At 38.8% G+C, this 11,673-nt stretch carries 9 protein-coding genes; 3 read left to right on the top strand and 6 right to left on the bottom strand.

The window, feature by feature from the left end:
* Positions 1 to 71: 71 nt before the first annotated feature.
* The gene (mce, locus tag ACNKXV_RS05495; RefSeq protein ID WP_417906699.1) at positions 72 to 470 is read right to left on the bottom strand and encodes a methylmalonyl-CoA epimerase; all 399 of its coding nucleotides are present in this window, start codon (positions 468 to 470) and stop codon (positions 72 to 74) included.
* A gap of 102 nt (positions 471 to 572) precedes the next feature.
* Between mce and rbfA the strand changes: the two genes are divergently transcribed.
* On the top strand, positions 573 to 968 hold the full coding sequence (gene rbfA / locus ACNKXV_RS05490; protein ID WP_417906698.1) for a 30S ribosome-binding factor RbfA: 396 nt from the start codon (positions 573 to 575) through the stop codon (positions 966 to 968).
* Position 969: 1 nt separating this feature from the next.
* On the top strand, positions 970 to 2,172 hold the full coding sequence (locus tag ACNKXV_RS05485; RefSeq protein WP_417906697.1) for an ABC transporter permease: 1,203 nt from the start codon (positions 970 to 972) through the stop codon (positions 2,170 to 2,172).
* Here the strand turns inward: ACNKXV_RS05485 and dusB are convergent, their stop codons facing one another.
* The 5 genes from dusB to murQ all read right to left on the bottom strand — a co-directional run bounded on the left by dusB (position 2,173) and on the right by murQ (position 9,602).
* On the bottom strand, positions 2,173 to 3,165 hold the full coding sequence (dusB, locus tag ACNKXV_RS05480) for a tRNA dihydrouridine synthase DusB (RefSeq protein WP_417906696.1): 993 nt from the start codon (positions 3,163 to 3,165) through the stop codon (positions 2,173 to 2,175).
* Between the two features lie 56 nt (positions 3,166 to 3,221).
* Entirely contained in the window at positions 3,222 to 5,621 is a 2,400-nt protein-coding gene (locus tag ACNKXV_RS05475) for a TonB-dependent receptor domain-containing protein (protein WP_417906695.1), read from the bottom strand.
* Between the two features lie 320 nt (positions 5,622 to 5,941).
* On the bottom strand, positions 5,942 to 7,159 hold the full coding sequence (locus ACNKXV_RS05470; RefSeq protein WP_417906694.1) for a C40 family peptidase: 1,218 nt from the start codon (positions 7,157 to 7,159) through the stop codon (positions 5,942 to 5,944).
* Between the two features lie 26 nt (positions 7,160 to 7,185).
* Entirely contained in the window at positions 7,186 to 8,778 is a 1,593-nt protein-coding gene (locus tag ACNKXV_RS05465) for a glycoside hydrolase family 10-like protein (protein ID WP_417906693.1), read from the bottom strand.
* Positions 8,778 to 9,602, bottom strand: coding sequence for an N-acetylmuramic acid 6-phosphate etherase (gene murQ, locus ACNKXV_RS05460; RefSeq protein WP_417906692.1), 825 nt, complete (start codon positions 9,600 to 9,602; stop codon positions 8,778 to 8,780). Before murQ ends, ACNKXV_RS05465 begins: the two co-directional genes overlap by 1 nt.
* A gap of 198 nt (positions 9,603 to 9,800) precedes the next feature.
* Here murQ and lepA point away from each other — a divergent pair, with 198 nt between their 5' ends.
* Complete coding sequence (gene lepA, locus ACNKXV_RS05455) at positions 9,801 to 11,597, top strand: translation elongation factor 4 (protein ID WP_417906691.1); 1,797 nt, start codon at positions 9,801 to 9,803, stop codon at positions 11,595 to 11,597.
* Positions 11,598 to 11,673 lie beyond the last annotated feature (76 nt).

Raw genomic sequence — 11,673 nt, 5'->3', positions numbered from 1 at the left:
AGATACTTAACTTATCCGTATCGCGAGCGCAAATTTAGATAATTGCGTGTTATGCACCAAACAAAATATTTCTATTTTTCCTGACATAACTCTACCAGGACTCCATTGGCATCTTTGGGATGCATAAATGCAACCAGCTTATTATCTGCCCCCGGCTTAGGAACTTCATTCAGCAATTTGAAACCTTCAGCTTTAAGTCTCTCAATTTCAGCTTGTATATCATCAACCAGGAAGGCAATATGATGTATCCCCTCTCCTCTTTTCGATATAAATTTTGCAATTGGACTGTCTTCCGTTGTAGCTGCCAGTAATTCAATCTTACTTTCACCTATCTTGAAAAAAGAGGTGGAGACACCTTCACTTTCCACTGTTTCAGTTTTATAATGTTCAGCACCCAATACAGCTTTATAAGTTTTATTAGCAGCATCCAGGTCTTTAACCGCAATGCCTAAATGTTCTATTTTCTTCATAAATTGAGGTTTATTTCAGAACAAATATCAGTAATTATTAGCATTCCATTCAAATTCATAGATATAAGGAAGAATCACATTTAAAAATTTTACTTTTGCAGTATGGAAGAAACTAACAGACAAAAAAAGATAGGTGGATTGTTGCAGAAGGACCTGGCAGATATCTTGCAAAATTCTTTAAGAGATAGTGGGCGTACGGGAATTTTGATTTCTGTTTCCAAGGTTAGAGTAACAACAGATCTTTCTATCGCGAAAGCTTATGTAAGCATATTCCCTTCAAAACATCAGGATGAAGTTATTGAAGAGATCAATGAGAATAAATATAAAATCAAGCACGAGGTTGCGCAAAGAACCAAGCATCAGCTTAGAAAAATGCCTGATCTTAATTTCTATGTGGACGACTCTTTGGAGTACATAGACGGAATTGAAAAATCTATAAAAGGTAAAGAAGATCCTATCTCCAACCCGGATCTATTGGATAAAAGGAAAAAATCCTAATTTGAAATTTCCCCTCTATATTGCCAAGCGCTATTTGTTTACAAAGAGCAAGAACAATGCGATCAATATAATTACGATTATCGCAGCTATTGGTGTTTTTGCAGGGGCTTTTTCATTATTCATTGTTTTAAGCGGATTTTCCGGACTCAGGGATTTCAGTTTGTCATTTTCCAATGAATTTGATCCCGACTTAAAGGCATTGCCTGCTGTAGGGAAAACCATTCGCATAACTGAAGCTCAGAAAAACGATTTGCTGGAGATCCAGGGAGTTGAAGAATTAAGCCAGATCGTTGAAGAACGGGTAATCCTGAGTTATAAATCCAAAACCAATCCAGCCTATATAAAGGGTGTGGATGAAAATTACCAGAGGGTAAATGAAATTGACAGCGCCATTGTTTTTGGTACCTGGTTAACTAAAAGTGAACCACAGGTAGTGATTGGAAATGGACTGTCAAGGTTGCTGGATGTTGGGACCTTCAATTACCAGAATCTTTTAAAGATCATGGTTCCCAAACCGGGCAAAGGTCAAATTACCCTTACTAATATCCAGAACGCTTTTAATACCAGACAAACCATTGTTAGTGGTGTTTATAGTGTGAACGAGGAGCTTGATGACAAGTATGTGTTTACCCATATTGGCTTTGCAAAAGACCTGTTAGGTTTGGAAGAAGATGAATTCTCCGGGGTGGAATTTAAGCTTTCAGCAAATCAGGATGCTAAGGAAATATCCGGAAAAATTCAGAAAATTCTGGGGGATCAGGCAATTATTAAAACCAGAGCCGAGTTAAACGAAGCTCTGAACAAGATGCTGAATTCAGAAAATCTTTTTGTTTATCTCATCTTTACTCTGGTCCTAACCATAGCCCTATTCAACGTGGTTGGCTCCATAATAGTCATGATCCTGGACAAAAGAGAAAATTTAAAAACACTGCACAGTCTTGGTGCAACACCCAAACAAATAAAGAATATCTTTTTTTATCAGGGAATGCTCATGACCACACTTGGTGGGATTGCAGGCCTTATATTCGCAATTCTACTTATCGTTTTGCAAATAAAATACGATCTGGTAATGATCACTCCCAATCTCCCCTACCCTGTACAATTAAAGTTTATGAATATTATGGTGGTAATGGGAACTATCTTTACGCTGGGATTGATCGCATCTTATATCGCTGCCGGAAGAAGTAAAAAAGCTCTGGCCTGATCAGGCAAATTCGTATCCTGCGAATTCCTTCTCCACTTCATCAAAAGCTTTAAAAACGTCTACAGAATCATCACTGGTGACCATCTTCATGCGATATTCCTTAAAATGAGGAATTCCTTTGAAATAATTGGTATAGTGACGACGGGTTTCGAAAACTCCTAATCGCTCTCCTTTCCAGTCGATAGCCATTTGCAAATGCCTTCTGGCTGCATCCACCCGTTCTTCCAGGGTTGGAGGAGCCATATGCTTCCCTGTCTCAAAATAATGTTTTACTTCTCTAAAGAACCATGGGTATCCAATACTTGCTCGCCCTATCATGGCGCCATCAAGACCATATTCGTCTCGCATTTCCATCGCTCTTTCAGGAGAATCTACATCGCCATTCCCAAAAACAGGGATATGCATGCGCTGGTTATTCTTAACCTCAGCAATAGGTTTCCAGTTGGCTTCACCTTTATACATCTGTACCCGGGTTCGTCCATGAATGGAGATAGCCTGGCAACCAACATCCTGAAGCCTTTCAGCAACTTCCACAATTTTGATGGAATCATTATCCCATCCCAGTCTGGTTTTTACGGTAATAGGTAATTTGGTATGTTCTACCATGGCCTTGGTAAGTGAAACCATCAAATCGATATCCTTTAAGATACCTGCACCGGCTCCTTTGGAAACTACCTTTTTCACCGGGCATCCAAAATTGATATCAATAATATCCGGACCAGATTTTTCCACGATCTCTACAGATTGCAGCATAGAATCCAGGTTGGCTCCAAAGATCTGGATCCCAACCGGTCGTTCTTTTTCGTAAATATCAAGTTTCATGGTGCTTTTCGCCGCGTCGCGAATAAGCCCTTCAGAAGAGATAAATTCGGTATAAACCACATCTACCCCCTGTTCCTTGCATAACGCACGAAATGGCGGGTCACTCACATCTTCCATCGGTGCTAAAAGCAACGGGAAGTCTCCTACATCTATATTTCCAATTTTTGCCAAAGCCAATTCTGTTTAGACCGCAAAATTAAGAAATAAACTGGAAGTAAAAATTATGCTTACAGACGTTCTCTTTCAGTAGCGTCTATACTCCTTTGATTATCGGTTAATCTAAAGTTTCCGAAGTTATATTTAAACCCTACCTGCACACTTCGGTTTTCAGCAAAAGAGGCAAAGCTATTATCCTGATTTAAATAATTGGAAGTTAATCTTGTATTGGTAGTATTAAAAATGTCGTTCAAATTAAGACTTAACTCAGCACGGTTATCCCAGAGTGTTTTGCGTAAACCTATGCTTACCGTGGTCATAGGATCCAACTCATAAGATCCTGAAAGATAATCTGACACATATTGCACGAACAGAGTCCCTTCAAAAGTACCATCCTGAGACAGGGTAAATATATTGTATGCATATGCCTGTACCCCTTCGGCTTCTCTGGTTACTTCAGCATTTCCACTTTCTACCGCCAAAAATGTATTTTCCTGATGGAAGATAGAAGTAAATAATTGGGCATACCAGAAACTGGTAATGGTGGTGCCATGGAATATATCAATTCCGTATGATTTTGAGCCAAGTAAATTACGGTTCACATTGCGAATAGTAAGTTGCTGGTTATCCTGAAAGTTTAGAATTTCAGGAGTTTCACCAAGATCATTGTAATAAAGGTCAAAGAACCAGGAATTCTTTAAAGTATAATTCAGGTTAAAATTATTACTGATGGAAGCAGTTAAATTAGGATTTCCAGCATTGTAATTTGTTTCATTTAGGAAATATCTGAAAGGATTCAAACTTTCATATCTGGGTCGTTGAATTCTTCGGCTATAATCCAGCGTAAAGCTATGAGCTTCTGAAGCGCGGTATTGTAAATAGGCCGTAGGGAATAATTCAAAATACTCCCTGTCATTAGTGGTTTTCACACTTAAACTCTCGCCGGTTCTATCTGTATACTCTCCTCTTAAACCTAATTTACCACTCCAGTTTTCCCAATCATGACTAATGGTAGCATATGCGGCAAATATGTTCTCATCATATAAGAAAGTATCTTCCAGGTTATCATATTTTTCGGTAAGTTTACGCGCTCCTATATAATCAATTCCACTTGTGGATTCTATTCCCGAATACTTCCCTCCAAAACTTAAAGAGGAGTTTTTAAGTTTAGTATCATAATCAACCTGGGCCGTATAAATATCGATTTCCTGATTGGCATCTGTTGTAAAATCAAGTGCTTTTAAGCGCTCCTGGTTAGGATTGTAATACTGCGAAAGCACATATTGATTCCTGTTCTGGTCAAAACGTGTGTAATGAGCCTTTACAGACAGTTCAGCAGAGTTTTTAAAGGTGGTTTGATAATCCAGATTAAGCGCCACGTTATCCTCATTGGTCAAAACCCGTGAATCTGTAACCAGCGTGGTATCTATAACTCCTGCAGAATTCTTTATCGTTGTAGTCACATCGTTATCAAACTCCTTATCCGGAGAAAAATGAGCATTTATAGAGAAATTTAAACTCGAATTTTCTGATAACTCAAAATCAATAATGGCATTGGCATTATGAGCCTGGGAAGTAGTTACCCGGGTAAAGTCTGTTTCATAGCGTGAAAAAGTGGAACCATCACGCATGAAGTTTATATAGGAATCGTCATTTTTATAATCCTTTCGCGGACTAAAACTATAATTGGCAAATACATCTACTTTATCACCCTGAAAAAAGTGACTTGTTCCCAGTTTAAATTTTGAATAGATCGCCTGGGTGAAGCTTCCCTCAACACTTCCTTTATAACCCGCACTAATAGGTTTAGATGTTGTAATATTTAAAATGGCTCCACCTTCAGCATCATACTTAGCAGGTGGATTTGTAATGATCTCTATGGATTTGATATTTTCTGCTGAATAGGATTGTAATAAAGTTTGAAGCTCTGAGGCCGAAAGATAAATTTTCCTGTCATTAAGATATACTTGCACCGCTGAATTACGTACCATTAATTGACCCTGATTATCGATAACTCCAGGTGATTTTTTTAAAATATCCCAGGTATTACCAGTAGAAAGCGTGGAGTTTTCTACATCAAAAACGATCCTGTCCACTTCCCTACTGATTTTTGGTTTTCGTGCCTGGATAGTAATTTCATCCAGATCTCCGGAAGCCTGGGAAACAGTAATATTCTTTAAATGGGTATCGTTCTTTAATTTGACTCTTTTCAGATAATCTTCGTAACCCACAAAGGTTACTTTTAAAAGATAAGTTTCCTCGGCAAGATCATTTAAAATAAAAGTCCCGTCTTCCTCGGTCACGGTTCCCTTGATAACCGAAACGGAATCTTTAGCATTTAATAGAATCACATTGGCAAATGCTAATGGCTCCTGACTGGTGTCCACCACATTTCCGGTTAATCGGTTTTGAGAAAAAGCTACAGTACAAAAAAGGCAAAGAAATATTGATAGAAAGTATCTATTATTCATGGTTAAATTGGTCAGATTTCGTAAAAGCTCAACAAATATAGAATATCTCGCCTGTTCAACAAGTTATTTCAAAACTTATACAACTGAAAATAAAATTGTTAAAACGGGATTCTGAATAAAATTTGCCATTAAATGAGCATTTAGAATTCTATTTTTTCGTTTTTGTTCAAAATTTATTTAACTGAGGCACAATTTTTTACAGGTTTATCGAAAATTAGATCCTGTTTGTGAATTCATTTCCTGCCAAATCATATTTCAATTTGACCAAAAATGATTTCTTTAATTCTATTTACGATTTAAACTACTGAAGTTCAAAGGTTCTATTGAATTGCTTCCTCCTCAATTTCAGAAATATAAATATTCTTTTTCTTCAAATAAGTGAGACCATCGCTACTGGCTCCCAGGTAACGCTTAGTTCTAAGATATCTGGATTTGTTGAATTCATCAAAATTATCAGCTTTACTATCCATACTGCTAATATGCACGTCTCCGGAGGCGTGGATAAATTCATTATTTCCTATCCACATGCCCACGTGTACTACTTTTTCTGAAGTTGAATCTGTAGCAGGTCTTCCAAAGAATAGCAGATCACCTACCTCAAGTTTATTAAAATCTCCTTTTTCGTCAACCAGGCTACCTTCTCTTACCTGTTGAGACGCATCACGCGGCACCACCATCCCATTCATAAAGAAAATTGTTTTAGTAAAGCCGCTGCAATCAACGCCTTTAGCAGAGGTTCCACCCCATAAATAAGGTAAACCCATCAATTTTTCTGAAACCTTAACCAAATCTTCCTGATTCGGGTTTAGTTCATTCAGCCATTTTCGGTAGATTTCTGACTCGGTTTTTGAAACAAAACCTGCTCTGCCATCGGGGTATCTTACTTTATAAAAATCATCGCTTTCCGCTTCCAATTCAAGAACAGCTCCGGCAACCAGATCGGTAACAGGCTTTGAATTGGTATCCGGTTCGCTATAAGAATTTCCAAAAGCATTGGTGAAAATCACTTTTTCAGAAGATTTCCAGATTTGAAAATCCCGGGCATTCATGGTGGTGATTCCGCCATGATCAACCCATGAAAGATAACCGTCTGGCGTCTGGATATAATACCACTCTTCAGTCCTCTTCAGGATATTAACCGGAGTTCCCAGAGTAGCCTGAGTAACCAGCTCTGCCGAATGTTTCCCTTCTCCCCTCAAATTGGCCACAGATACATCAATTACGCCATAGGTAATTCCCTTGAGCTCATCTAAAGGCAAAACTTTTACGCTATCCTTAAACTGAATGTTAGCTGAATCCAATTTAACTCTTAAGGTTTTTAATGCCTCGGGGTTATTGGTTTCACCCCGAAGTATAAAGGAATCATCAGCTTTTTCTGAAGTGATATCAAAAAGAGCAACTCTTTTATCGGGAGCATATTGACTTTTTACAGAATTAATCTGCTCCTCCACAGGATTTGCCTGCTCCTGCTCACTATCATTATTACATGAAAGCAACAGGGCTCCCATCATTAAAAAGGTATATCTGAAAAATTTCATGAAGCTTTATTTTATCTGATTATTTATTACTGAATTTTATATTCCCGGAAACTGCTTTGATTTCCGGTGCGATCTACCGAATTTACTCCAATGCCTTTAAGCTTTTTACCGTGGTTATTAAAGACCGGTAACTTCAACTTACTTGTTTCTTTATTTACGATCTGGTAATCCCAGTTTCCATTTTCGTATTGATAATATATCACCCATCTAAATACATCCTCTGGTTCTACAGAAGACCAATTTAAAATAAGCATATCATTCTCCTTAATGATTTTTACTGCCGGAGCAGCGGGAGGATTTTCATCTAACCACGGACTGGGCGGCACCAGCGCATTTTGCCGGTATGGCCCATTTATAATTGAATTTAAAAGCTCCGGCTTTTTCATCAATGGGCCAATATTCCAATGTACCGTTCCCGGGTTATCCTGTAATATTCCCCGGCTGATCAATATTTGAGAAGCGATCTCCCCTTTATTCTCAATTTCATCTTCAAGTCCAAGATTTATTCCCGGCCATAAATGCCTGCCTACGACATTTTCAGATTCCCACCATCCCAGTAATACCGGAAAGCTTTGTGCTACTTTAGAAGTTGGCCAGTATAATTGCGGCGTGAAATAATCTATCCAGCCTTTATTTAGCCATAATTTAGCATCGGCATATAATTCTTCATACTGGTCCATCCCACTTATTCCCTTAGGAAAACCAGGACGCCAGATCCCAAACGGGCTTATTCCAAATTTCACAAAAGACTTTTCTTCCTTGATGTCTTCAGCTACGCGTTCAATAAAATCGTTTACATTCTTCCGCCTCCAGTCTGCACGGGAAAGATTTCCGCCGTTCTTTAAATAAGAATTCCAGCTTTTATCATCCGGGAAATTTCCTTTTCCGTTATAGGATGCATAAGGATAAAAATAATCGTCGAAATGCACCGCGTCAATGTCATATCTCTTCACAATATCCCTTACCACCGCTGCCGAATGGTCCTGAACCTTTTTGCTGCCGGGATCCATCCACCACATTCCATTTTTAAGCTCAATAACAAGCTCGGGATTTGTTTTTACAATAGAATTTTCTCCAATTTCTTTCCCGGTGGTATGATGGGCGCGATATGGATTTAACCATACATGTAATTCCAGTCCGCGTTTATGAGCTTCGTTTATCCAGAATTCTAAAGGATCATAATATGGAGTCGGAGCCTTTCCGCTTTTACCCGTAAGAAAATAAGACCAGGGTTCAAGTTCACTTTCATACAGCGCATCGGCCTGTGGTCTAACCTGAAGGATCACCGCGTTAAAATTGTTCTTAGCCAGAAAATCAAGCATTTTAACCGCTTCCTCTTTCTGAACATCACTATTTAAACCCGGTTTACTCGGCCAGTTAATATTAGCCACGGTAGCGATCCATGCAGCTCTGAATTCCGCAATATTTACAGGGGCAGCAATAAAATCATCATTCTGGTTGATTTCTTCGTTAACGCGAATGGAATCGCGAATTTCAGACTCCTTTTGTCCAATTGGAGCATCTGGCGTTGGGTCCTTTTTTATGCTTTTTGAAGATTTACAGGAATGTAAAAAACTAAGAATAAAAACTAGTACGATTAATTTAAAAGTAGACTGCATTAATTATTTTCATTTTTAGAAAATTCCAGAACTTTTCTAACACTTTTATGCTGCAATAAAAGCTCTTCTGCCTTTTTTTCTCCAATTCCAAGTTCTTCCATGATCATTCTCGTTCCACGGTTCACCAGTTTATGATTGGATAACTGCATATCTACCATCTTATTTCCCTTGATGCGTCCTAATTTTATCATACTCGCGGTAGTGATCATGTTCAGTACCATTTTTTGGGCGGTTCCGGCTTTCATACGGGTACTTCCGGTCACAAATTCTGGACCGGTGATCACATCAACCGGGAACTGAGAAGCCTGAGCCAACGGACTATTCGCGCTACAGGTTATACAACCGGTAATAATTCCATTTTCCCGTGCTTTTTTAATTCCTCCAATCACATAAGGAGTTGTTCCTGAAGCTGCGATTCCCACCAGCACGTCCTTATCTGTTATATTATATTTCTGAAGATCTTTCCAGGCCTGTTCCGTAGCATCTTCAGCATTTTCAACAGCATTACGTAAAGCTGTATCGCCACCTGCGATCAAACCTATTACAATCCCCGGATCAACTCCAAAAGTAGGCGGACATTCTGAAGCATCTAAAACTCCAAGTCGACCGCTTGTCCCTGCTCCTATGTAAAATAACCTTCCACCGGAATTCAGCATTTCCACGATTTTGTCTACCAGAACCTCAATTTTTGGAATGACTTTTTCCACGCTTTCAGCAACAGTTTGATCTTCTCTATTGATATTCGTCAATAACTCCTTGCTGCTCATCCTTTCCAGATGGTCATATTTGGAAACTTTTTCGGTATCCGGTTTATGGTCTTCCATATTTTATATTTACTGCTGAAGCCTTTAAAATTAAAGCTTTCACATCTTTTTAAACTATAACTAAAATACTATTTCAGGGAGGTTTCCCCTAAGAAAACAAACATAAACTTGAAATTTTATTTAAGACTATTAATTCAATTATATTTGTAGTCTTAAAATCACCTTATTTTTAAGGGAGAAAGGACTCAAAAACTGGAGATGAAGAATATTCGAAACTTTTGCATAATTGCACATATAGATCACGGGAAAAGTACACTGGCAGATCGACTACTGGATTTTACCGGTTCAGTAACCGAAAGGGAAAAACAGGAACAGTTGCTGGACAGTATGGATCTGGAGCGTGAACGTGGGATCACTATTAAATCTCATGCCATTCAAATGGATTATGTGCATGAGGGAGAAGAATATGTTCTGAATCTTATTGACACTCCGGGACACGTGGATTTCTCTTATGAGGTTTCCAGATCTATTGCCGCCTGTGAAGGAGCATTGCTGGTTGTGGATGCTGCTCAGAGTATTCAGGCTCAGACCATTTCGAACCTGTATCTGGCATTGGAAAACGATCTTGAGATAATTCCGGTACTTAATAAGGTTGATTTACCAAGTGCAAATCCGGAGGTGGTTACAGACGATATCGTGGACCTTTTAGGTTGTGATGCTTCTGAAGTTATTCCTGCAAGTGCAAAAACAGGAATTGGGATCAAAGAAATTCTTGAAGCAATTATAAAGCGGATTCCTGCTCCAAGCGGGAAGGTTGATGCACCTTTAAGAGCCCTGATTTTTGATTCGGTTTATAATCCGTTCAGAGGGGTGGAAACTTATTTTCGTGTTATTAACGGATCAATTAAAAAAGGAGAAAAGATAAAATTCGTTGCTACGAATAAAACATACGATGCAGATGAAGTGGGAACACTTCGCCTGAAGCAATTCCCTCGAAAAGAGATCAAAACAGGAGATGTTGGATACCTTATCACCGGGATCAAGGATGCACGTGAGGTAAAAGTGGGTGATACCATTACTAGCGCAGTGAATCCAACAACAGAGGCTGTTGCAGGATTCGAGGATGTAAAACCTATGGTATTCGCCGGGATTTATCCTGTAGATACTGAAGATTATGAAGAGTTGAGAGCTTCTATGGAAAAGCTTCAGTTAAACGATGCTTCACTTGTTTTTACTCCTGAAAGTTCAGCGGCTTTAGGTTTTGGTTTTAGATGTGGATTCCTTGGAATGTTACACCTTGAGATCATTCAGGAAAGACTGGAAAGAGAGTTTGATATGACTGTGATCACCACGGTTCCTAACGTATCTTATCAGGCCTATACCAATAAAAATCCTGATGATATTATTCTGGTTAACAACCCATCAGATCTTCCGGAACCATCTACTTTAAACAGGGTAGAAGAACCTTTTATTAAAGCTACGATCATTACCAAGTCAGATTATGTAGGAAATGTAATGTCGCTTTGTATCGAAAAAAGGGGTGAGATCACCAATCAAACCTATTTAACTACAGAGAGGGTAGAACTTTCTTTTGACATGCCTTTAGCTGAGATTGTTTTCGATTTCTATGATCGTTTAAAAACAGTATCCAGAGGTTATGCTTCATTTGATTATTCTCCAATCGGGATGCGCCAGTCCAAACTGGTAAAAGTGGATGTCCTGCTTAATGGAAACACAGTAGATGCGCTTTCGGCATTATTACACGTAGACAATGCTTACGACATTGGTAAGAAAATGTGTGAGAAGCTTAAAGAGCTTATTCCAAGACAACAATTCGATATTCCTATCCAGGCGGCGATCGGTGCAAAGATCATTGCCCGTGAGACCGTAAAAGCGCTTCGTAAGGATGTTACCGCTAAATGTTATGGTGGAGATATCTCGAGGAAAAGAAAGCTATTAGAAAAGCAGAAAAAGGGTAAAAAGCGTATGCGTCAGGTAGGAAACGTTGAAATTCCGCAGGAAGCATTTATGGCTGTTCTTAAGCTGAATGATTAAATAGACTAAAGACTTTCATGAATTATAATCTAACCTCTCCAGCGTCAAAATTGGAGAGGTTTTCTTTTGTTATTCA

Source organism: Christiangramia aquimixticola (assembly GCF_048285835.1).
Classification (GTDB): Bacteria; Bacteroidota; Bacteroidia; order Flavobacteriales; family Flavobacteriaceae; genus Christiangramia; species Christiangramia aquimixticola.
This window is presented reverse-complemented; position numbering and strand designations above follow the sequence as displayed.

What these genes read in the sequence shown, in the direction of transcription:
- mce (WP_417906699.1), bottom strand. Translation starts at nt 470, where the DNA reads ATGAAGAAAATAGAACATTTAGGCATTGCGGTTAAAGACCTGGATGCT.
- rbfA (WP_417906698.1), top strand. Translation starts at nt 573, where the DNA reads ATGGAAGAAACTAACAGACAAAAAAAGATAGGTGGATTGTTGCAGAAG.
- ACNKXV_RS05475 (WP_417906695.1), bottom strand. Translation starts at nt 5,621, where the DNA reads ATGAATAATAGATACTTTCTATCAATATTTCTTTGCCTTTTTTGTACT.
- ACNKXV_RS05470 (WP_417906694.1), bottom strand. Translation starts at nt 7,159, where the DNA reads ATGAAATTTTTCAGATATACCTTTTTAATGATGGGAGCCCTGTTGCTT.
- ACNKXV_RS05465 (WP_417906693.1), bottom strand. Translation starts at nt 8,778, where the DNA reads ATGCAGTCTACTTTTAAATTAATCGTACTAGTTTTTATTCTTAGTTTT.
- murQ (WP_417906692.1), bottom strand. Translation starts at nt 9,602, where the DNA reads ATGGAAGACCATAAACCGGATACCGAAAAAGTTTCCAAATATGACCAT.
- lepA (WP_417906691.1), top strand. Translation starts at nt 9,801, where the DNA reads ATGAAGAATATTCGAAACTTTTGCATAATTGCACATATAGATCACGGG.